This window comes from Enterobacter sp. 3U4, assembly GCF_057224565.1.
Genome location: NZ_CP136665.1, coordinates 3,168,926 through 3,190,188 on the forward strand (window position 1 = coordinate 3,168,926; position 21,263 = coordinate 3,190,188).

The 21,263-nt window shown below is 55.2% G+C and carries 19 protein-coding genes; 11 read left to right on the forward strand and 8 right to left on the reverse strand.

The genetic code is table 11. The features are described 5' to 3' along the window. Nucleotides 1–4 precede the first annotated feature (4 nt). Nucleotides 5–796 (forward strand): DUF2950 family protein, encoded by a 792-nt coding sequence (locus tag RVY89_RS15225; protein ID WP_484825776.1) that lies wholly within the window; start codon nt 5–7, stop codon nt 794–796. A 52-nt stretch (nt 797–848) separates the two neighbouring features. On the opposite strand, the gene lpdA is transcribed toward RVY89_RS15225, so the two are convergent. The 4 genes from lpdA to pdhR form a co-directional block, all read right to left on the reverse strand. Next, the gene (lpdA, locus tag RVY89_RS15230) at nt 849–2,273 is read right to left on the reverse strand and encodes a dihydrolipoyl dehydrogenase (protein ID WP_003856313.1); all 1,425 of its coding nucleotides are present in this window, start codon (nt 2,271–2,273) and stop codon (nt 849–851) included. A 175-nt stretch (nt 2,274–2,448) separates the two neighbouring features. Further along, nucleotides 2,449–4,347 carry a pyruvate dehydrogenase complex dihydrolipoyllysine-residue acetyltransferase gene (aceF, locus tag RVY89_RS15235; RefSeq protein ID WP_484825777.1) on the reverse strand — a complete coding sequence of 633 codons (1,899 nt, stop codon included), beginning with the start codon at nt 4,345–4,347 and terminating at the stop codon, nt 2,449–2,451. A 14-nt stretch (nt 4,348–4,361) separates the two neighbouring features. After that, on the reverse strand, nt 4,362–7,025 hold the full coding sequence (gene aceE, locus RVY89_RS15240) for a pyruvate dehydrogenase (acetyl-transferring), homodimeric type (RefSeq protein ID WP_023310418.1): 2,664 nt from the start codon (nt 7,023–7,025) through the stop codon (nt 4,362–4,364). A gap of 123 nt (nt 7,026–7,148) precedes the next feature. Further along, nucleotides 7,149–7,913 (reverse strand): pyruvate dehydrogenase complex transcriptional repressor PdhR, encoded by a 765-nt coding sequence (pdhR, locus tag RVY89_RS15245; RefSeq protein ID WP_484825778.1) that lies wholly within the window; start codon nt 7,911–7,913, stop codon nt 7,149–7,151. A gap of 537 nt (nt 7,914–8,450) precedes the next feature. Between pdhR and aroP the strand changes: the two genes are divergently transcribed. The 3 genes from aroP (at nt 8,451) to RVY89_RS15260 (ending at nt 12,344) form a co-directional block, all read left to right on the forward strand. After that, a complete protein-coding gene (gene aroP / locus RVY89_RS15250; RefSeq protein ID WP_371899265.1) occupies nt 8,451–9,821 on the forward strand; it encodes an aromatic amino acid transporter AroP in 1,371 nt (456 codons plus the stop codon). A 164-nt stretch (nt 9,822–9,985) separates the two neighbouring features. Then, on the forward strand, nt 9,986–11,383 hold the full coding sequence (locus tag RVY89_RS15255) for a glycoside-pentoside-hexuronide (GPH):cation symporter (protein ID WP_484825779.1): 1,398 nt from the start codon (nt 9,986–9,988) through the stop codon (nt 11,381–11,383). A 10-nt stretch (nt 11,384–11,393) separates the two neighbouring features. Next, complete coding sequence (locus RVY89_RS15260; RefSeq protein ID WP_484825780.1) at nt 11,394–12,344, forward strand: glycoside hydrolase family 43 protein; 951 nt, start codon at nt 11,394–11,396, stop codon at nt 12,342–12,344. An 18-nt stretch (nt 12,345–12,362) separates the two neighbouring features. Here RVY89_RS15260 and ampE read toward each other — a convergent pair whose 3' ends face one another. After that, complete coding sequence (gene ampE, locus RVY89_RS15265) at nt 12,363–13,217, reverse strand: beta-lactamase regulator AmpE (RefSeq protein ID WP_047651515.1); 855 nt, start codon at nt 13,215–13,217, stop codon at nt 12,363–12,365. A gap of 9 nt (nt 13,218–13,226) precedes the next feature. Then, nucleotides 13,227–13,778: a 1,6-anhydro-N-acetylmuramyl-L-alanine amidase AmpD gene (ampD, locus tag RVY89_RS15270; protein ID WP_484825781.1), complete on the reverse strand. Its 552-nt coding sequence runs from the start codon at nt 13,776–13,778 to the stop codon at nt 13,227–13,229. 87 nt (nt 13,779–13,865) lie between these two features. Between ampD and nadC the strand changes: the two genes are divergently transcribed. From nadC to hofC, 4 genes are all read left to right on the forward strand, one after another. Further along, the gene (gene nadC / locus RVY89_RS15275; RefSeq protein ID WP_032660661.1) at nt 13,866–14,759 is read left to right on the forward strand and encodes a carboxylating nicotinate-nucleotide diphosphorylase; all 894 of its coding nucleotides are present in this window, start codon (nt 13,866–13,868) and stop codon (nt 14,757–14,759) included. A 174-nt stretch (nt 14,760–14,933) separates the two neighbouring features. After that, the gene (gene ppdD, locus RVY89_RS15280; protein ID WP_484825782.1) at nt 14,934–15,371 is read left to right on the forward strand and encodes a prepilin peptidase-dependent pilin; all 438 of its coding nucleotides are present in this window, start codon (nt 14,934–14,936) and stop codon (nt 15,369–15,371) included. A gap of 10 nt (nt 15,372–15,381) precedes the next feature. Further along, complete coding sequence (gspE, locus tag RVY89_RS15285; protein ID WP_484825783.1) at nt 15,382–16,764, forward strand: type II secretion system protein GspE; 1,383 nt, start codon at nt 15,382–15,384, stop codon at nt 16,762–16,764. After that, a complete protein-coding gene (hofC, locus tag RVY89_RS15290; RefSeq protein WP_484825784.1) occupies nt 16,754–17,938 on the forward strand; it encodes a protein transport protein HofC in 1,185 nt (394 codons plus the stop codon). The genes gspE and hofC overlap by 11 nt, the downstream gene beginning before the upstream one ends. 43 nt (nt 17,939–17,981) lie before the next feature. Here hofC and RVY89_RS15295 read toward each other — a convergent pair whose 3' ends face one another. Further along, the gene (locus RVY89_RS15295) at nt 17,982–19,025 is read right to left on the reverse strand and encodes a GMP reductase (RefSeq protein ID WP_061715965.1); all 1,044 of its coding nucleotides are present in this window, start codon (nt 19,023–19,025) and stop codon (nt 17,982–17,984) included. 228 nt (nt 19,026–19,253) lie between these two features. On the opposite strand from RVY89_RS15295, the gene coaE reads away from it, so the two are divergent. The 3 genes from coaE to yacG are packed head-to-tail and all read left to right on the forward strand — an operon-like array spanning nt 19,254 to nt 20,821. Next, nucleotides 19,254–19,874 carry a dephospho-CoA kinase gene (coaE, locus tag RVY89_RS15300; RefSeq protein WP_484825785.1) on the forward strand — a complete coding sequence of 207 codons (621 nt, stop codon included), beginning with the start codon at nt 19,254–19,256 and terminating at the stop codon, nt 19,872–19,874. After that, nucleotides 19,874–20,617 (forward strand): cell division protein ZapD, encoded by a 744-nt coding sequence (gene zapD / locus RVY89_RS15305; protein WP_047173318.1) that lies wholly within the window; start codon nt 19,874–19,876, stop codon nt 20,615–20,617. Before coaE ends, zapD begins: the two co-directional genes overlap by 1 nt. A 9-nt stretch (nt 20,618–20,626) precedes the next feature. Next, nucleotides 20,627–20,821: a DNA gyrase inhibitor YacG gene (gene yacG / locus RVY89_RS15310; protein ID WP_217187595.1), complete on the forward strand. Its 195-nt coding sequence runs from the start codon at nt 20,627–20,629 to the stop codon at nt 20,819–20,821. 34 nt (nt 20,822–20,855) lie between these two features. Here the strand turns inward: yacG and mutT are convergent, their stop codons facing one another. Beyond that, a complete protein-coding gene (mutT, locus tag RVY89_RS15315) occupies nt 20,856–21,248 on the reverse strand; it encodes an 8-oxo-dGTP diphosphatase MutT (protein ID WP_484825786.1) in 393 nt (130 codons plus the stop codon). Nucleotides 21,249–21,263: the final 15 nt, after the last annotated feature.

Below are 21,263 nucleotides of genomic sequence, written 5' to 3' on the forward strand. Positions count from 1 at the left end.
CGACATGAAAAGTAAACTACTCAGTGGAATGGTGTTGTTCATGCTTTCGGCCTCGGCGATGGCGCAGCAGTCCTTCAGCACGCCCGATCAGGCGACCGATGCGCTGACCAAAGCCATTAGTGAGCATAATGAGCGCGCGATGAGCAACCTGCTCGGAGAGAACTGGCGCGACTTTCTGCCCCCTGAAGGCGTTGATCCTGATGCCGTCGATCGTTTCCTGCGCGACTGGAAAATCCGTCATAACACCGTTGTCGAAGGGGATACGGCGCATCTTGTTGTCGGCGATAACAGCTGGCAGCTTCCCATCCCGGTGATCAAAACCGCCGCCGGCTGGCAATTCGATATCAAAGAAGGGGCGGAAGAGATCCTGACCCGCGAAATCGGGCGTAACGAACTTGCCGCCATTGAAGCCTTACACGCCTATGTTGATGCGCAGCAAAGCTATTTTGCGATGAACCAGAAATACGCGCAGAAGATTGTCAGCTCGGAAGGGAAGAAAGACGGTTTGTACTGGCCCGCCTCACCCGGCGAAGCGCCCAGTCCGCTCGGACCGGCATTTAGCCCAAAAGAGCCGGGTACCGGCTATCACGGCTATCGCTTCCGGATCCTGCCGGATAATAACGGTTTCGCGATGGTGGCCTGGCCGGTCAGCTATGGTCAGACGGGCGTCATGAGCTTTGTGATAAACCAGGACGACAAGGTGTACCAGTCCGATCTCGGCAGCGATTCAGAGCAGAAAGCCCGGGCGCTAGCCGCCTATAGCCCTGATAAAACCTGGCAGCCTGTGGCCCCCTGAACGCAGCGCATAAAAAAAGCGGCCATTGGCCGCTTTTTTCATCTGAAGAAACTTATTTCTTCTTCGCTTTCGCGTTTGGCAGGTCAGTGATGCTGCCTTCAAACACTTCTGCCGCCAGGCCCACGGACTCGTGCAGAGTCGGGTGTGCGTGGATGGTCAGCGCGATGTCTTCAGCGTCACAGCCCATTTCGATCGCCAGACCGATTTCACCCAGCAGCTCGCCGCCGTTGGTACCGACAATCGCACCACCGATCACACGGTGAGTCTCTTTGTCGAAGATCAGTTTGGTCATACCGTCTGCGCAGTCGGATGCGATAGCACGGCCAGAAGCAGCCCACGGGAAGGTGGCGGTTTCGTAGCTGATGCCTTTCTCTTTCGCTTCTTTCTCGGTCAGACCTACCCACGCCACTTCTGGCTCGGTGTACGCGATAGATGGGATCACTTTCGGATCGAAGTAGTGCTTCATGCCGGCGATAACTTCAGCGGCAACGTGACCTTCATGAACGCCTTTGTGCGCCAGCATTGGCTGACCGACGATATCGCCGATAGCAAAGATGTGCGGCACGTTGGTGCGCAGCTGTTTGTCAACGCGGATGAAGCCACGGTCGTCCACTTCCACGCCAGCTTTGCCAGCGTCGAGGTTTTTACCGTTCGGTACACGACCGATAGCCACCAGCACGGCGTCGTAACGCTGTGGTTCGGATGGGGCTTTTTTGCCTTCCATGGAAACGTAAATACCGTCTTCTTTCGCTTCAACGGCAGTCACTTTGGTTTCCAGCATCAGGTTGAATTTCTTGCTGATGCGTTTGGTGAAGACCTTAACGATGTCTTTGTCGGCAGCCGGGATAACCTGGTCGAACATTTCAACCACGTCGATCTCTGAACCCAGCGCATGGTACACGGTACCCATTTCCAGACCGATGATACCGCCGCCCATAACCAGCAGACGCTTAGGAACGGTTTTCAGCTCCAGCGCATCGGTGGAATCCCACACGCGTGGATCTTCATGTGGAATGAATGGCAGTTCGATTGGGCGAGAGCCTGCCGCGATGATCGCGTTGTCGAAGTTGATCACGGTTTTGCCGTTTTCGCCTTCCACTTCCAGGGTGTTCGCACCGGTGAATTTACCCAGACCGTTTACCACTTTCACTTTACGGCCTTTGGCCATACCCGCCAGACCGCCGGTCAGCTGAGTGATAACTTTCTCTTTCCAGGTACGAATTTTGTCGATGTCGGTTTTCGGCTCGCCGAAGACGATACCGTGTTCAGCCAGCGCTTTGGCTTCTTCGATAACTTTCGCTACGTGCAGCAGCGCTTTAGAAGGGATACAGCCGACGTTCAGACAAACACCGCCGAGGGTGCTGTAACGCTCTACGATGACGGTTTCCAGACCTAAATCCGCGGCGCGGAATGCTGCGGAGTAACCTGCCGGGCCTGCCCCAAGTACTACGACCTGAGTTTTGATTTCTGTGCTCATCATGACCTCTTAATTTATACCCGTCGTCCACCGGGTCGTTCTATCCGCCCGCAGTTTACAAAATTGTTAACAATTTTGAAACAACAAACGGCTCACGAATTGTCGCTTTCGCCAATAACCTCACAAACCCCATGAGATTATCAGAAAAAAGCCGGCCGACTGGCCGGCTTTTCGATTACATCACCAGGCGGCGAATGTCGCTCAGGGTGTTGTTGATGATGGTGATGAAGCGCGCACCATCAGCACCGTCGATCACGCGGTGGTCGAAGGACAGAGAGATTGGCATCATCAGACGCGGTACGAACTCTTTGCCATTCCACACCGGCTCCATCGCGGACTTGGACACACCGAGGATAGCCACTTCCGGCGCGTTCACAATCGGTGCGAAGTGGGTGGTACCCAGGCCGCCGATGCTGGAGATGGTGAAGCAGCCGCCCTGCATTTCGCCGGCAGTCAGCTTACCATCACGCGCTTTCTTGGAGATCACGGTCAGTTCACGGGACAGCTCAGTGATGCTCTTCTTGTTCACGTCTTTGAATACTGGAACAACCAGACCATTTGGCGTATCAACCGCAACACCGATGTTGATGTATTTCTTCAGCGTCAGCTTCTGACCGTCTTCGGACAGGGAGCTGTTGAAGCGTGGCATCTGTTCCAGAGCCGCAGCAACCGCTTTCATGATGAAGACCACTGGGGTGAATTTCACGTCCAGTTTGCGCTTCTCAGCTTCGGCGTTCTGCTGTTTACGGAACGCTTCCAGATCGGTGATATCGGTTTTGTCGAAGTGCGTAACGTGCGGGATCATCACCCAGTTACGGCTCAGGTTCGCACCAGAGATTTTCTGGATACGACCCAGCTCAACTTCTTCGATTTCGCCGAACTTGCTGAAGTCCACTTTCGGCCATGGCAGCATGCCCGGGATACCGCCGCCAGCGGCTGCAGCAGGTGCAGCTTCGGCGCGTTTCACCGCGTCTTTCACGTAGGTCTGAACGTCTTCGCGCAGGATACGACCCTTACGGCCGGTTCCTTTCACTTTCGCCAGGTTCACACCGAATTCGCGCGCCAGGCGACGAATCAGCGGGGTAGCGTGGACGTAAGCATCGTTTTCAGCGAACTCAGATTTACCTTCTGCTTTAGCAGCAGGGGCAGCGGCTGGTTTAGCAGCCTGAGCCGGTGCAGCAGCCGGTGCTGGAGCAGCCGCGGCAGCCGGAGCTGCGGCAGGCGCAGCGCCTTCCACTTCGAAGACCATGATCAGAGAGCCGGTAGACACTTTGTCGCCGGTGCTGATTTTGATCTCTTTAACAGTACCCGCGAATGGCGCTGGCACTTCCATAGAAGCCTTGTCGCCTTCAACGGTGATCAGTGACTGTTCAGCGGCAACTTTGTCGCCCACTTTCACCATCACTTCGGTGACTTCAACTTCGTCACCGCCGATGTCCGGTACGTTAACGTCTTTCGCGCCGCCAGCAGCGGCTGGTGCTGCGGCTGGAGCCGGAGCAGCGGCCTGTGCAGGCGCGGCAGCGCCTTCTGCACCCGCCACTTCGAAGACCATGATCAGGGAGCCAGTAGACACTTTGTCACCGGTGTTGATCTTGATCTCTTTAACAGTACCCGCAAACGGTGCTGGCACTTCCATAGAGGCTTTGTCGCCTTCTACGGTGATCAGTGACTGCTCGGCCGCAACGGTATCGCCCACTTTCACCAGGATCTCAGTGACTTCAACTTCATCACCGCCGATGTCAGGCACGTTCACTTCTTTTGCTGCTGCGGCAGCTGCTGGAGCAGCGGCGGCCGGAGCGGCTTTCTTCTCTTCCTGCGCAGGTGCAGCAGCTGCTGCACCGTCGGCGGAATCGAAAATCATGATCAGTTTGCCAGTCTCGGTTTTATCGCCAACAGAGACTTTGATCTCTTTAACGATGCCAGCCTGAGGAGACGGGACTTCCATAGAGGCTTTGTCGCCTTCTACGGTGATCAGCGACTGTTCAGCTTCAACTTTGTCGCCCACTTTGACCAGGATCTCGGTGATTTCAACTTCATCAGCCCCGATGTCCGGTACATTGATTTCGATAGCCATTATTCTTTTACCTCTTACGCCAGACGCGGGTTAACTTTTTCTGCATCGATGTTGAATTTGGTAATTGCGTCTGCAACCACTTTCTTATCGATTTCGCCACGTTTAGCCAGTTCGCCCAGTGCTGCTACAACCACGTAAGAAGCATCAACTTCGAAGTGGTGACGCAGGTTTTCGCGGCTGTCAGAACGACCGAAGCCGTCAGTACCCAGTACGCGATAATCATCAGCTGGAACGTAAGTACGAACCTGCTCAGCGAACAGTTTCATATAGTCAGTAGACGCCACCGCTGGCGCATCGTTCATCACCTGAGCGATGTACGGAACGCGTGGAGTTTCCAGTGGGTGCAGCATGTTCCAGCGCTCACAATCCTGGCCATCACGCGCCAGCTCAGTGAAGGAAGTCACAGAGTACACATCGGAGCCCACGCCGTAGTCTTTCGCCAGGATCTGCGCTGCTTCACGAACGTGACGCAGGATAGAGCCGGAGCCCAGCAGCTGAACTTTACCTTTGCTACCTTCGATGGTTTCGAGTTTGTAGATACCTTTACGGATACCTTCCTCGGCACCTGCTGGCATTGCCGGCATGTGGTAGTTTTCGTTCAGGGTGGTGATGTAGTAGTAAATGTTCTCCTGCGCTTCACCGTACATGCGCTGCAGACCGTCATGCATGATGACTGCCACTTCGTACGCGTAAGACGGGTCGTAAGAGATACAGTTAGGGATAGTCAGAGACTGAATATGGCTGTGGCCATCTTCGTGCTGCAGACCTTCACCGTTCAGGGTCGTACGACCGGACGTACCGCCTACCAGGAAGCCGCGAGCCTGCTGGTCGCCTGCCTGCCAGCACAGGTCACCGATACGCTGGAACCCGAACATGGAGTAGTAAATGTAGAACGGGATCATCGGCAGGTTATTGGTGCTGTAAGAGGTCGCAGCAGCCAGCCAGGATGCGCCTGCGCCCAGCTCGTTGATACCTTCCTGCAGGATCTGACCTTTCTCGTCTTCTTTGTAGTATGCAACCTGCTCACGGTCCTGCGGGGTGTACTGCTGGCCGTTCGGGCTGTAGATACCGATCTGACGGAACAGACCTTCCATACCGAAAGTACGCGCTTCGTCGGCGATGATCGGAACCAGACGATCTTTGATCGACTTGTTCTTCAGCATTACGTTCAGGGCACGAACGAAAGCGATAGTGGTAGAGATCTCTTTGTTCTGCTCTTCCAGCAGCTGAGAGAAGTCTTCCAGCGCTGGCAGTTCCAGCTTCTCGGTGAAGTTAGGCTGACGAGCTGGCAGGTAGCCTTTCAGCGCCTGACGACGTTCGTGCAGGTACTTGTGCTCTTCAGAACCTTCAGGGAAGGTGATGTAAGACAGGTTTTCTACCTGCTCATCGGTCACTGGAACGTTGAAACGGTCGCGGATATAACGCACGCCGTCCATGTTCATTTTCTTAACCTGGTGAGCGATGTTTTTACCTTCTGCGGTATCACCCATGCCGTAACCTTTGATGGTGTGGGCCAGGATTACAGTCGCTTTACCTTTGGTTTCGCGCGCTTTTTTCAGTGCAGCGTAGACTTTCTTCGGATCGTGACCACCGCGGTTCAGGGCCCAGATCTGCTCATCAGTCCAGTCTGCAACTAGGGCTGCGGTTTCTGGATATTTGCCGAAGAAGTGCTCACGCACGTAGGCACCGTCTTTGGATTTGAAGGTCTGGTAGTCACCGTCAACGGTTTCGTTCATCAGCTGGATCAGCTTACCGCTGGTGTCTTTACGCAGCAGCTCATCCCAACGACCGCCCCACATGACTTTGATCACGTTCCAGCCAGCACCTGCGAAGATGCCTTCCAGTTCGTTGATGATCTTGCCGTTACCGGTTACCGGACCATCCAGACGCTGCAGGTTACAGTTGATGATGAAGCACAGGTTGTCCAGCTTCTCACGGGTCGCGATGGTGATCGCGCCTTTCGATTCTGGCTCATCCATTTCGCCGTCGCCCAGGAAGGCGTAAACGGTCTGCTCAGAGGTGTCTTTCAGACCACGGTGTTCCAGATACTTCAGGAATTTAGCCTGGTAGATCGCGCCGATTGGGCCCAGACCCATAGATACGGTCGGGAACTGCCAGAATTCAGGCATCAGTTTAGGGTGCGGGTAAGAAGACAGACCTTTACCGTGAACTTCCTGACGGAAGTTGTTCATCTGCTCTTCAGTCAGACGACCTTCCAGGAAGGCACGTGCATAGATGCCCGGAGAGATGTGGCCCTGGAAGTACACCAGATCGCCGCCGTCTTTCTCGTTCGCTGCACGGAAGAAGTGGTTGAAGCACACTTCGTAAACGGTCGCAGAAGACTGGAAGGACGCCATGTGACCACCCAGTTCCAGGTCTTTCTTGGATGCGCGCAGAACGGTCATGATGGCGTTCCAGCGGATTGCAGAACGGATACGACGTTCCAGATCCAGATTGCCCGGGTATTCCGGTTCGTCTTCGACGGCAATCGTGTTTACGTAGTTGCTAGCCCCTGCACCTGAAGCAACCTTCACACCGCCTTTGCGGGCTTCAGAAAGCAGCTGATCAATCAGATACTGAGCGCGCTCAACACCTTCTTCACGGATGACCGATTCGATCGCCTGTAGCCAGTCGCGAGTTTCGATCGGATCCACGTCATTTTGGAGACGTTCTGACATGGGGGTATTCCTTATCTATCTAATACGTTGATTTGTCTGGAACCTGTCCCATTGTGCTCTTGGGCAAGAACACAATAAGACAGGTTCTGCGTTTAGTTGCCGCGCTCTAAAAGTACCTGGCGCTTAATCCTTTCGTTGCTGTATGCGGCGTAATGAACGTTCGCGACGCGATTGTTCACGGCTGCGGTCCAGCAAGATTTCCTCAATGAAAGCCAGATGACGGTGCGACGCTTCGCGCGCCTGCTCCGGTTCCCCGGCCATTATCGCCTCGAATATTCGGGTGCGATGGTTGCTTACCAGTGGGAGCATCTCCCGACGGGCATACAACAATTCAAAATTTTGACGAACGTTCTGGGCCAGCATCGGCTCCATGCAGCGTAGCAGATGGAGGAGCACCACGTTGTGGGCCGCTTCGGTGACGGCGATTTGATACTGGACGACGGCGCTGGACTCGGCGTCTAAATCGCCGGAGTGCTGTGCCCGTTCAATGGCCTGATGTAGTTCGCGGATACGCACGCGATCTTCATCAGTGCTGCGAAGGGCGGCGTAATAGGCCGCAATACCTTCCAGCGCGTGACGGGTCTCAAGCAGGTCAAACTGGGATTCTGGGTGGTCAGAGAGAAGTTCTACCAGCGGATCGCTGAAGCTCTGCCACAGGCTGTTTTGTACAAAGGTTCCGCCGCCCTGGCGACGAAGCAGCAAGCCCTTTGCTTCGAGACGTTGAATCGCCTCACGCAGAGAGGGACGTGAAACGTCGAACTGTTTTGCCAGCTCGCGTTCTGGTGGAAGTTTCTCACCCGGGCGCAGAGTCCCTTCGAGGATTAAAAACTCCAGCTGCTGCTCAATCACATCAGATAGTTTTGGTTGGCGAATTTTGCTGTAGGCCATATTCCCTGTCTTACGCCTTTTTGCCCGGAGTCAATTGGTCTTACCAATTTCTATTTCGTATCGCTAAAGTAACAAAGTATTCACCTTCTGTCCATATTGGTTTTGATTGAAATCAGTAAACCCTGCACATTTTAACAACCTTACAGAAATAACGTTTCAGAAATGTAACTTTGCACAAATGAGCTGATTACTCCCAAAGAGGGAGTTTTAACCATAATGAAACGAGGGTTTTTGCAATCTGAAGCGATTCAACAAAGCAAATAATGAAAATTCGCCCACTTATGGTGCATTTCTATTCTATAGGTTGGGAAAGGAACAACGAGCGGGCCAATTTACAAATGCTTTCTTTTTATTCAAGTCGTCATCACCCCTTCATAAAGCAGGTGCATTCGCAGGCACTTACCACTATTCTGGCGCTTACGGAAGTCATCTCCGCTTTTTTCGGTCTCGTTAACCGTAAAGAAATAAATACAGAATATGGATTTTCATAATTACACACGCTCAGCGTGAACATAACAACCACACACGAGGTTTCAAATGGAAGCTCAACAGCACGGCGATCAGCTAAAGCGCGGGCTTAAAAACCGCCATATTCAACTCATCGCACTGGGCGGTGCGATTGGTACCGGCCTGTTTCTGGGCAGCGCATCCGTTATCCAGTCTGCCGGTCCAGGTATTATTTTGGGTTACGCGATTGCGGGTTTCATTGCTTTTCTGATCATGCGCCAGCTCGGTGAAATGGTCGTAGAAGAGCCGGTCGCAGGCTCCTTCAGCCACTTCGCCTATAAATACTGGGGCAGCTTTGCTGGTTTCGCCTCGGGCTGGAACTACTGGGTGCTGTACGTTCTGGTTGCCATGGCCGAGCTGACCGCCGTCGGGAAATACATTCAGTTCTGGTATCCCGAGATCCCAACCTGGGCTTCTGCTGCAGCCTTCTTCGTCATTATCAACGCCATTAACCTGACCAACGTTAAAGTGTTCGGGGAGATGGAGTTCTGGTTCGCTATCATCAAGGTCATTGCCGTTGTGGCGATGATTATCTTTGGCGGCTGGCTGCTGTTTAGCGGTAACGGCGGCCCGCAGGCGACCGTGCGCAACCTCTGGGAACAGGGTGGCTTCCTGCCTCACGGCATGACAGGTCTGGTGATGATGATGGCCATTATCATGTTCTCCTTCGGCGGTCTGGAGCTGGTGGGCATCACCGCCGCAGAAGCCGACAACCCGGAGCAGAGCATTCCAAAAGCCACTAACCAGGTTATCTACCGTATTCTGATCTTCTACGTGGGCTCGCTGGCCGTGCTGCTCTCTCTGCTGCCGTGGACGCGCGTCACCGCCGACACCAGTCCGTTTGTGCTGATCTTCCACGAGCTGGGCGACACTTTTGTCGCCAACGCCCTGAACATCGTGGTGTTGACCGCAGCGCTCTCCGTTTACAACAGCTGCGTATACTGCAACAGCCGCATGCTGTTCGGCCTCGCCCAGCAGGGTAACGCGCCAAAAGCGCTGCTCAACGTCGATAAACGCGGCGTGCCGGTAAACACAATTCTGGTTTCGGCGGTCGTGACCGCGCTGTGCGTACTCATTAACTACATGGCACCGGAATCGGCGTTTGGCCTGCTGATGGCGCTGGTGGTCTCTGCCCTGGTCATCAACTGGGCGATGATCAGCCTGGCGCACATCAAGTTCCGCCGCGCGAAACAGCAGCAGGGCGTCACCACGCGCTTCCCTGCCCTGCTCTATCCGCTGGGTAACTGGATCTGCCTGCTGTTCATGGCCGCCGTGCTGGTGATCATGCTGATCACGCCGGGTATGGCGATTTCCGTCTACCTGATCCCGGTCTGGATTGCGATTCTTGGCGTGGGCTATCTCTTCAGTCAGAAAAGCCGTAATGCTATGAAAGCACACTAAGCCTCTCTCCGCGGCGCCTGCTTTTGCGGGTGCCGCGCGTTGTTATCTTCCTCACACTTTCACGCCCACAGCGCATTTATCCATATCACCGCCCTGATACTGCAACGCATATATTCCTTTGCCAGCGAATAATTCTCTCCATACCGTAAACCGGAGAGCTGTCGATGGATAACAACAAACTGTCAGTAAAAGAAAAGATCGGCTATGGGATGGGCGACGCCGGATGCAACATTATCTTTGGCGCCATCATGCTGTTTGTTAACTATTTTTATACGGATATTTTTGGCCTCGCCCCTGCGCTGGTCGGCGTGCTGCTGCTGTCCGTTCGCGTGATTGACGCCGTAACGGACCCGATCATGGGCGCGATTGCCGACCGTACCCGCAGCAAATATGGCCGGTTTCGTCCATGGCTGCTGTGGATCGCTTTCCCCTATGCGCTGTTCAGCATCCTGATGTTCACCACGCCAGAGTGGAGCTATAACAGCAAAGTTATCTATGCGTTTGTCACCTACTTCCTGCTCTCTTTGACCTATACGGCCATCAACATTCCCTACTGCTCGCTCGGCGGGGTGATCACCAACGATCCAAAAGAGCGAGTGGCCTGCCAGTCGTATCGCTTCGTGCTGGTCGGTATCGCCACGCTGCTGCTCTCATTAACGCTGCTGCCGATGGCCGACTGGTTTGGCGGGGATAACAAAGCCAAAGGCTATCAGATGGCGATGACCGTGCTGGCGCTGATTGGGACCTGTATGTTCCTGTTCTGTTTCGCCACCGTGCGCGAACGCGTGCGTCCGGCGGTGCAGACCAACGACGAGCTGAAAAACGATCTCAAAGACGTGTGGAAGAACGACCAGTGGGTGCGCATTCTGCTCCTGACGCTGTGCAACGTCTGCCCGGGCTTTATCCGCATGGCGGCAACCATGTATTACGTTACCTGGGTAATGGGCCAGAGCACCCACTTCGCCACGCTGTTTATTAGCCTGGGCGTTGTCGGCATGATGTTCGGCAGCGTGCTGGCAAAAGTGCTGACCGACCGCTGGTGTAAACTGAAGGTCTTCTTCTGGACCAATATCGTGCTGGCGATTTTCTCCTGCGCCTTTTATTTCTTCGATCCGAAAGCCACCGTCACCATCGTGGTGCTCTACGTCCTTCTGAATATCCTGCACCAGATCCCGTCTCCGCTGCACTGGTCGCTGATGGCCGACGTGGACGACTACGGCGAGTGGAAGACCGGTAAGCGCATCACCGGGATCAGCTTCTCCGGCAACATCTTCTTCCTGAAGCTGGGGCTGGCGATTGCCGGGGCGATGGTCGGCTTCCTGCTCTCCTGGTACGGCTACGACGCGGGAGCAAAAGCGCAGAGCGCGGACGCCATTAACGGGATCGTGCTGCTCTTTACCGTCATTCCCGGCGTTGGGTACTTGATTACCGCTGGCGTGGTGCGTCTGCTGAAGGTGGATCGCGAAACCATGAAGCAGATCCAGGCCGATCTGGAGAAGCGTCGCACCAACTACCGCGAGCTAAACGATTATCGGGAACTCAACGCCGCTGAGACTAAATAAGGAAAGCCGAATGCAAACCTGGCCAAACCCGTTTATTGAACAACGCGCCGATCCGTATATTTTACGCCACGAGGGGCAGTACTATTTTATCGCCTCCGTGCCGCAGTACGACAGGCTGGCGATCCGCCGCGCAGCGTCGCTGGAAGGATTACGTCATGCCGAAGAAGTGGTGGTCTGGCGTAAACCAGAGACCGGCCCGATGAGCCAGCTGATTTGGGCACCGGAACTGCACCACATTGACGGAAAGTGGTACATCTACTTTGCCGCGACGCACACCCAGGCGCTCGACGCGCTCGGGATGTTCCAGCACCGCATGTTTGCCATTGAATGTACCGACAGCGATCCGCTTACCGGCGCGTGGGTGGAAAAAGGGCAAATCCAAACCCCGTTCGATACCTTCGCCCTGGACGCTACCACCTTTGTGCATCAGGGGAAACGCTGGTATCTGTGGGCGCAAAAGGCGCCGGATATCACCGGGAACTCCAACCTTTATCTGTGCGAAATGGCGAACCCGTGGACGCTAAAAGGCGAGCCGGTGATGCTCAGCAAACCGGAGTATGACTGGGAGTGTCGCGGATTTTGGGTTAACGAAGGCCCGGCGGTGTTGGTTCACGGTGATAAGCTGTTTATCAGCTATTCCGCCAGCGCCACCGACGAGAACTACTGCATGGGGCTGCTGTGGATAGACCTGAATGCCGATCCGAAAAAACCTGCAAACTGGCACAAATCCCCGCGCCCCGTATTCGTTACCAGCTACGAAAACCGCCAGTTCGGCCCGGGGCACAACAGCTTTACGCAAACGCCGGCAGGAGAAGATGTGCTGGTGTATCACGCGCGGAATTACACCGAAATTGAGGGCGACCCGCTGTACGATCCGAATCGTCATACCCGCCTGAAGCTTGTCCGCTGGAATGAAAACGGGATGCCTGATTTCGGCATCCCGCCTGCGGATACGCTTTAGCCTTTGCGGCGCGCTGGCTTACACCAGCGTGCCGTAGATAGTCAGCAGCGCCACGATAACCACCACCACAAACGACGTTTTTTTCGCCATGGAGACAGCGGCTTTCGGCGTTTCAATCTTGTCGGTATGCGGCTCACGCGCCAGCGAGAACTGCGCCAGACGCGTTAGCACCTGGTACTGTGACGTATGACGATCGGCAAGAGAAGCGAACCATGCTGGCAGCGCCTTTTCACCGTGACCAATTAACGCGTACACCACGCCTACCAGACGCACCGGGAGCCAGTCGAGCACGTGCAGGATGGCATCGATGCCGGACAGCAAACGTTCATGCGGCGTCAGATAGCGGGCAAGCCAGGTCTGCCAGGCGCGCAGGAACGCATATCCCATCAGCAGTACCGGCCCCCAAGGGCCGCCCACCACGAACCAGAACAGCGGCGCAAGATAGTAACGGAAGTTAATCCACAGCAGCGCGTTTTGCAGCTCGCGCAGGAATTCGCGCTCGTCGCAGTCCGGCGGCACGCCGTGGATCATCGTCAGCTCGCTCGCCATGGCACCGCGCGCATGCGCATCGTCACGGGAGGCGGCTTTAAGGTAGGCGTGATAGTGTAAACGCACCTTGCCCGCACCAATGCACAGCACCCCAAGCAGGATCCACACCACCAGCAGCGGCACGTTGAAAAAGAGTCCGTACAGCGAGCGCAGAAGCAGGAACGTAATGACCATCACTCCTGCCATCATCAGCAGCGTGCGCAGCATGGAAAAATGTTTGATACGGCGGAATAAAACCTCCAGCCGGTGATCCAGATGCCAGTGCTCGCCGAGCTTGAACAGGCGTTCAGCGATGATAACCAGCAGCATGGTAAACAACGTCATGGTATCTCCTTATTCTGACGACGCGGTGAGCATGGCGCGAAACCGGGGCCAGTCAAAGGCCGGGCCGGGGTCGGTTTTTCTCTCCGGGGCTATATCACTGTGTCCCGTAATATTTTCGGCGATAGCCGGGTAGAGTCCAATAAGCGTGCGGGTCACTGCAGCTAGCTGTTCATACTGTGCATCGGTGTAGGGCGTCGTATCCGTGCCTTCCAGTTCGATCCCGATAGAAAAATCGTTGCACCGTTCGCGCCCGTGATACATCGACACGCCGGCATGCCAGGCGCGCTTATCAAAGGGAACATACTGAACCACTTCACCATCGCGACGAATCAGACAGTGAGCCGATACGCGCAGATGTGCAATTTCAGCAAAGAAGGGATGAGCATCGGGATCAATCGTTCCCGTGAATAACGCATCGATCCACGGGCCGCCAAATTCACCCGGCGGGAGACTAATATTATGAACCACCAGCAGTGTGGGCTTTTCATCCTCCGGGCGGCAATCGTGGTGCGGCGAGGGCACACGCCGCGCATCCACCAGCCATCCGTTTTCTAACAACATGCTGGAACTCCTTCTGTATGGTGCAATGACTCGGTTCAGAGTAGCATGTTTCAATATTATGATTCGTTACCAATTTGGAGTTTTATCATGCCGCCTCGCCGCTACAACCCCGACCACCGACGTGAAGCGCTTCTGGAACGTATTAATATGGATATTCCGGCAAGCGTCTCCCATGCTTTGAAAGAAGATCTGGGTGGTGACGTTAACGCTGATAAGGATATTACCGCACAATTGTTGCCAAAAGAGACACGCTCGCACGCGGTCATTATCACCCGTGAAGACGGCGTCTTTTGCGGCAAGCGTTGGGTTGAAGAAGTCTTTACTCAACTGGCGGGCGATGATGTGCAGGTGACCTGGCACGTTGAAGACGGCGATGCAGTTACGGCCAACCAGCCGCTGTTCGAACTGGACGGTCCTTCCCGCGTCTTGCTGACCGGCGAACGTACCGCGCTCAATTTTGTACAAACGCTCTCAGGCGTGGCCAGTGAAGTGCGTCGCTACGTTGACCTGCTGGCCGGCACCCGCACCCAGCTGCTGGATACCCGCAAAACGCTGCCGGGCCTGCGCACGGCGCTGAAGTATGCGGTGCTGTGCGGCGGTGGCGCAAACCATCGTCTGGGCTTATCCGACGCCTTCCTGATTAAAGAAAACCATATTATTGCCTCTGGCTCCGTGCGTCAGGCGGTAGAGAAGGCCTTCTGGCTGCACCCGGATGTGCCCGTTGAGGTAGAGGTCGAAAGTCTGGAAGAGCTGGAGCAGGCGATTAAGGCCGGGGCCGATATCATCATGCTTGATAACTTCGAAACAGAGCAGATGCGCGAGGCGGTAAAACTGACTAACGGCCGGGCCCAGCTTGAAGTATCGGGGAACGTCACTTTCGAAACGATCCGTGAATTCGCCGAAACCGGCGTGGATTACATCTCCGTCGGCGCGCTGACCAAACACGTTCGCGCCCTCGACCTCTCGATGCGCTTCAAATAACGCATTCTCCCCTCTCCACCCGGAGAGGGGAATTTCAGCCCCGCTCGCAGATCCGCTGTTCTTCCCTGCAACACTAAATAAATTCTCTGAAGCCTCCTTCCCGTTCCGTTTTTTGCCTCTCGTTTCTGCTCTTTCCTGCTGACAAAGTAGCGCCACTTTGCATAAGGAGCAGATATGGACAGACAACAAGGATTCACACTCATTGAGCTGATGGTGGTCATTGGCATTATTGCAATTCTGAGCGCTATTGGCGTTCCCGCCTATCAGAACTACCTGCGCAAGGCGGCGCTGACCGATATGCTGCAAACCTTTGTTCCCTACCGTACGGCCATTGAGCTTTGCGCACTGGATCACGGTGGCGTGGAGAGCTGCGACGCTGGCAGTAACGGTATCCCTTCCCCCACCACGACACGCTACGTTTCAGGAATGAGCGTGGCGAAAGGGACCGTGACCTTAACAGGACAGGAGAGTCTTAACGGGCTGACGGTAACCATGACGCCACGGTGGAACGACGGCAACGGGATGACGGGCTGGACGCGCGACTGCAACATCAGTACTGACAGCGCCCTGAAACAGGCCTGCGAAGACGTTTTCCGCTTCGACAATAACTGAGGAGCGGATAATGAATACCGATCAACTCGTGGCGCTTTGTCAGCGCCATCACGCTCTGCTGCTGACCAGCGACAGTGACATGGTCAGCATCGCCGTCGTGGGCAGCCCCGCGGCTGAACTCATGGAGGCGCTACGCTTCGCGACTCAGAAACGGATTGATATTGAGTGCTGGAGCGCTGAGCGCATGGAAAAACACCGGCAGCTAACGTCACAATCGCATCTGCCCGTTGTTTCGCAAACACACTCGTCGGTGGATATTCTCAACCACACGCTGCAGCAGGCAATCAACCAACGCGCCTCCGACATTCATATCGAACCGATGGAGCACGTATGCCAGATCCGTTTACGCATCGACGGGGTTCTTTGCCCCCAGCCTCCGCTTTCCGCCTCGCTGGCAAGCCTGTTCAGCGCGCGTTTAAAGGTACTGGGTAACCTGGATATTGCAGAACGTCGTTTACCTCAGGACGGTCAGTTTACGATTGAGCTGGCAAACGAGCCGGTCTCGTTTCGGATCGCGACGCTTCCCTGCAGCGGTGGCGAGAAAATTGTGCTGCGTCTGCTGCATCAGGTTCAGCAGGCTCTTGAGCCGAAAGCGCTTGGTATGAGCGTAGAACAATTGGCCTGTTTCAATGAGGTTCTCCACCAGCCGCAGGGGCTGATTCTGGTCACCGGCCCTACCGGCAGCGGCAAAACCGTGACGCTGTACAGCGCGCTGCAGGCGCGTAACACCCCTGACGTCAACATCTGTAGCGTGGAGGATCCCATTGAGATCCCCCTTGCGGGATTAAACCAGACGCAGATTAATCCCCGGGCGGGTTTAACATTTCAGAGCGTGCTGAGGGCGCTGCTACGTCAGGATCCAGACATCATTATGGTCGGTGAAATCCGTGACGGTGAAACGGCAGAAATTGCCATTAATGCAGCCCAGACCGGCCATCTGGTGCTGTCAACGCTGCACACCAACTCGACGACGGAAACCCTGATTCGCCTGGAGCAGATGGGCGTCGCGCGCTGGATGATATCTTCCGCGCTGTCGATGGTGATTGCCCAGCGACTGGTCCGGCGTTTGTGCCCGCATTGTCGCCGGGAAGCCAGCGACAATGCTGAATTACCGCGCGCCGTATGGCCCAGACCGCTTCCACGCTGGCAGCCCACCGGCTGCGAGCGGTGTTATCACGGTTTTTATGGTCGCGTGGCCATTTTTGAAGTACTGGCGATCGACAATGCTCTGCGTCAGGCCATTGCCAGCGGGGCGGGAATCGAAGTGATAGAGGCGAGCGCCCGGCAGGCGGGAATGATTTCTCTTTTTGAGCACGGCTGCATGGCCGTCGAACAAGGGCTGACCTCGATCGAAGAGCTGGTGCGCGTGCTGGGAATGCCGGATGGCTGCTAATCAGCTCTGGCGCTGGCGAGCGCTCACCCAGGAAGGAGAATCCAGAAGCGGGACACTCTGGGCCACAGACCGGAATGCCGCCTTCACCAGGCTGATGCGTAGCGATCTCCATCCTCTGGCGCTGACCCGATGCGCTCATCGACACCGCTGGCGGCCACATCACTGCTACGAGATGTTTCGCCAGCTCGCAACGCTTCTGCAGGCGGGGCTAACATTGTCCCACAGCCTGCAGATGCTGGCAGAGCAACATCCGTTAAAACCGTGGCAGGCACTGCTGCAAAGCATTGCCGATGAGCTCAGTGAGGGCTCTCCCTTTTCTGAGTCGCTAAAAAAGTGGCCAGCGGTGTTTAGCCCACTGCATGTCTCGATGGTGAAAACCGGTGAGCTCACTGGGAAACTGGAGGAGTGCTGCAGCCAGCTCGCGCAGCAGCAAAAAGCGCAGCAGCAGCTCAGTGCGAAAGTGAAAAAGGCGCTGCGCTATCCGGCAATCGTCCTGACCCTGGCCCTTCTCGTAGTGCTGGCGATGGTCATTCTGGTCTTGCCCGAGTTTGCCGCGATCTACAAAACGTTTAACACGCCGCTCCCGATGCTGACGCAAATGGTCATGGGGATGGCCGCATTTATGCGGTCATACGCCCTCGTGTTGTTTGTCGCATTAATAGCGCTCTTAGCCACCGCCTGGGCTCTGCGGCAGAACCCTCGCTGGCAGCGCATGCTGAACCATACGCCCGTGATGGGCGCGCTGGCAAAAGGCCAAAAGCTGGGACACATCTTTACAGTACTGTCACTGACGCAGCAGGCCGGTATTCCCTTTTTACAGGGTCTGGAGAGCGCAGAGGAGACCGTGGAAAGTTGTTACTGGCGAGGAATACTTCGCAGCGTTCGGGAGGATATTGAAAAAGGCCTCCCCGTCTGGTCATCCTTTCAGAAAGTGGCCACCTTTACCCCACTGTGTATTCAGCTTTTACGAACCGGTGAAATGTCAGGTGCGCTGGACATCATGCTGGCAAACCTCGCCCGACATCACACGGAACAGACCTTTCAACGGGCAGATAATCTGGCGGCACTTCTCGAGCCAGTGCTTCTGATTGTGACAGGGGTCATCATCGGCACGCTGGTGGTGGCAATGTACCTGCCGATTTTCCATCTGGGAGATGCAATGAGTGCGGGTTAGTGCTGAACAGTGCTGGCGCACGGGCATGCGCCAGCATAAGCCATTACAGGCTGTTGAATACGCGGTTTTCCTGTTCCTGAACGCGAATAAACGTCGTACGTTTCGTCAGTTCTTTCAGGCGGGATGCCCCAACGTAGGTGCAGGCCGAGCGCAGGCCACCGAGGATATCGCGCGCGGTGTATTCAACCGGGCCGCGCAGAGGCAGCTTCACGGTTTTACCTTCCGCCGCACGATATTTTGCCACGCCACCGACGTGACGGGTCATCGCGGATTCAGAACTCATGCCGTAGAACAGCATAAATTTCTCGCCGTTCTCTTCAACAACGGTACCACCGCTCTCTTCGTGGCCTGCCAGCATACCGCCGAGCATCACAAAGTCTGCGCCGCCGCCGAAGGCCTTTGCGACATCACCCGGCATGGTGCAACCGCCGTCGCTGATGATCTGGCCGCCCAGCCCGTGCGCCGCGTCGGCACATTCAATGACGGCGGAGAGCTGCGGATAACCGACGCCGGTTTTAACGCGCGTGGTGCATACGGAACCCGGACCAATGCCCACTTTCACAATATCGGCACCGGAGAGGATCAGCTCTTCACACATTTCACCGGTCACTACGTTGCCCGCGATGATGGTTTTCGTCGGCCAGGCCTCACGCGCCTTGCTGACGAACTGCACGAAGTGCTCGGAGTAACCGTTCGCCACGTCAATACAAACGAAGTTGAGTGCCGGGTTAGCCTTCAGGATCTGTTTGGTCTTCTCGAAATCCGCATCGGAGGTGCCGGTGGAGACCATCACGTGCTTCACCACATCAGCAGAGGCGGACGCAACAAACGCATCCCACTCTTCAGGACTGTAATGTTTGTGAACGGCGGTAAGAATGTCGAACTGTGCCAGCGCGGTTGCCATCTCAAAGGTTCCCACAGTATCCATGTTGGCAGCGATGATCGGCACGCCAGACCAGGTCTGACCGGAATGCTTAAAGGTGAATTGACGTTCGAGTTCAACGTCTGAGCGACTTTTCAGTGTAGAGCGTTTAGGGCGGATAAGAACGTCTTTGAAACCTAACTTCAGATCTTCTTCGATACGCATGTGCGGATTCCTGGGGTTAGAGGCAAATATGTTAAAAGCACAACTCCAGTGACGCTATCATACGCACTAATACCTGCTCCGCAAGACTGCGAAATTCTCTTTTTTTACGCTACAATCCTATAAATTTACCTGGTAAAAAGCCGGTAAACAGGGCTAAACAGTGACTGGCGCATCTACGATTTTTAATCAACTGATTTTAATAATGAATAATTCCCAGGATTTGATTTAATGGGGTATATCGTCGCATTAACCGGCGGCATCGGTAGTGGCAAAAGTACCGTTGCGGACGCGTTTTCTCGTTTGGGCATCACGATTATCGATGCCGATATTATTGCCCGCCAGGTGGTAGAGCCTAATACACCCGCGCTAAAGGCCATCGCAGAACATTTTGGTCAGGCAAGCATCAATCCCGATGGCACACTGAATCGCCGTCAGCTTCGCGAATGTATTTTTTCTGATTCTGCGGAAAAAGCCTGGCTTAATGCCCTGCTCCACCCCATCATCCACCAGGAAACTCAGCGTCAGATAGCCGCAGCCCGCTCGCCATATGTCCTGTGGGTGGTTCCGCTTCTGGTTGAAAACCAGCTGCAGAAGAAAGCCGATCGGGTCCTGGTGATTGATGTCGCACCCGAAACGCAAATCCAGAGAACCATGACGCGCGATCGCGTCTCGCGGGAGCATGCTGAACAAATTCTTGCCGCTCAGGCTACGCGCGCTCAGCGCCTTGCCGTGGCGGATGATGTTATTGATAATAACGGCGCACCAGATGCCATTGCATCGGATGTTGCCCGTCTGCACGCGCAGTATCTGACGTTCGCCGCGCAGGCCGTTGCACAGGAAAAACCATAATGTCGACACACATCCTTTTTGAGCATCCGCTCAACGAAAAAATGCGCACCTGGCTGCGCATTGAATTCCTTATTCAACAACTTTCACAACATCTGCCTGTAAACGATCATGCCACGGCGTTGCACTTCTTCCGCAACGTAGGCGATCTGCTGGATGTGATTGAACGCGGCGATGTCCGCACAGAATTACTCAAAGAGCTGGAGCGCCAGCAGCGTAAATTACAGGCATGGACAGAGGTCCCCGGCGTAGATCAGAGCCGTATCGACGCGCTCCGCCAGCAGTTAAAGAGCAGTAGCGCCGTTCTGATGGCCGCACCGCGCGTCGGGCAATTTTTGCGTGAAGATCGACTGATTGGCCTGGTGCGTCAGCGTCTGAGCATTCCTGGCGGCTGCTGTAGCTTCGACCTGCCGACGCTGCATATGTGGCTACATATGCCACAGGCGCAGCGTGACGCGCAGGTAAACAGTTGGCTGGCAAGCCTGGAGCCAATGCACCAGACGCTGTCGCTGATCCTCGATCTGATCCGTAACTCAGCGCCGTTCCGCAAGCAAACCAGCCTGAATGGTTTCTACCAGGACAACGGAGATGATGCCGATCTTCTGCGCCTGAATTTATCGCTTGGCGAACAGCTTTATCCGCAAATTTCCGGGCATAAGAGCCGCTTTGCGATCCGCTTTATGCCGCTGGACAGCGAAAATGGTACCGTGCCGGAACGCCTCGATTTTGAACTGGCCTGTTGTTAAGGAGTGCCGATGTCTGATGTCACCACCGTAAGCTGCCCTACCTGCGGCAAAACTGTTGTCTGGGGCGAAGTGAGTCCGTTCCGCCCATTCTGCTGCAAACGCTGTCAGCTTATTGACCTGGGAGAATGGGCGGCGGAAGAGAAACGCATTCCGAGCAAAGGCGATCTCTCGGACAGCGACGACTGGAGTGAAAACCAGCAGTAATCTGTAAAGCCTGCTGGCGCGTCGCTTAGCAGGCCTACTGTTGTGCAACGAGCCGCAGGATCACAGGCTCGTTGGCCGGCGGGAATTTGTCGGCATCACTATCCTGAAGCTTCACCCAGTTACCCGGCTGCCCCTCTTTACCCCAGGGTTCACCTTCCCAGCTTTCCACCAGCCAGAACCACAGCGTAATGTGCCTGTCCGGGAACTGATATTCGAGCTTATCAAACAACGTTGCGTCAAGCGGTGTAATTCCGACTTCTTCCTGAAGTTCCCGAACCAGCGCCGCTTCCGGCGTTTCACCAGCCTCAATTTTTCCGCCAGGGAACTCCCATTTGTTCGCCATATGGGCGTCGGCAGCACGCTGGGTGATAAAGATTTGGTTTTGCGGGTTGCGAATAATCCCGACGGCAATTTGCAGTATTTTCATATTGTCACTTCCATA

Coding starts and splice junctions, on each gene's coding strand:
- ampD (WP_484825781.1), bottom strand. CDS start 13,778: ATGTTGTTAGAAAACGGATGGCTGGTGGATGCGCGGCGTGTGCCCTCG.
- ppdD (WP_484825782.1), top strand. CDS start 14,934: ATGGACAGACAACAAGGATTCACACTCATTGAGCTGATGGTGGTCATT.
- coaE (WP_484825785.1), top strand. CDS start 19,254: ATGGGGTATATCGTCGCATTAACCGGCGGCATCGGTAGTGGCAAAAGT.
- aceF (WP_484825777.1), bottom strand. CDS start 4,347: ATGGCTATCGAAATCAATGTACCGGACATCGGGGCTGATGAAGTTGAA.
- yacG (WP_217187595.1), top strand. CDS start 20,627: ATGTCTGATGTCACCACCGTAAGCTGCCCTACCTGCGGCAAAACTGTT.
- aceE (WP_023310418.1), bottom strand. CDS start 7,025: ATGTCAGAACGTCTCCAAAATGACGTGGATCCGATCGAAACTCGCGAC.
- lpdA (WP_003856313.1), bottom strand. CDS start 2,273: ATGAGCACAGAAATCAAAACTCAGGTCGTAGTACTTGGGGCAGGCCCG.
- mutT (WP_484825786.1), bottom strand. CDS start 21,248: ATGAAAATACTGCAAATTGCCGTCGGGATTATTCGCAACCCGCAAAAC.
- RVY89_RS15260 (WP_484825780.1), top strand. CDS start 11,394: ATGCAAACCTGGCCAAACCCGTTTATTGAACAACGCGCCGATCCGTAT.
- ampE (WP_047651515.1), bottom strand. CDS start 13,217: ATGACGTTGTTTACCATGCTGCTGGTTATCATCGCTGAACGCCTGTTC.
- gspE (WP_484825783.1), top strand. CDS start 15,382: ATGAATACCGATCAACTCGTGGCGCTTTGTCAGCGCCATCACGCTCTG.
- aroP (WP_371899265.1), top strand. CDS start 8,451: ATGGAAGCTCAACAGCACGGCGATCAGCTAAAGCGCGGGCTTAAAAAC.
- RVY89_RS15295 (WP_061715965.1), bottom strand. CDS start 19,025: ATGCGTATCGAAGAAGATCTGAAGTTAGGTTTCAAAGACGTTCTTATC.
- nadC (WP_032660661.1), top strand. CDS start 13,866: ATGCCGCCTCGCCGCTACAACCCCGACCACCGACGTGAAGCGCTTCTG.
- hofC (WP_484825784.1), top strand. CDS start 16,754: ATGGCTGCTAATCAGCTCTGGCGCTGGCGAGCGCTCACCCAGGAAGGA.
- RVY89_RS15255 (WP_484825779.1), top strand. CDS start 9,986: ATGGATAACAACAAACTGTCAGTAAAAGAAAAGATCGGCTATGGGATG.
- zapD (WP_047173318.1), top strand. CDS start 19,874: ATGTCGACACACATCCTTTTTGAGCATCCGCTCAACGAAAAAATGCGC.
- pdhR (WP_484825778.1), bottom strand. CDS start 7,913: ATGGCCTACAGCAAAATTCGCCAACCAAAACTATCTGATGTGATTGAG.
- RVY89_RS15225 (WP_484825776.1), top strand. CDS start 5: ATGAAAAGTAAACTACTCAGTGGAATGGTGTTGTTCATGCTTTCGGCC.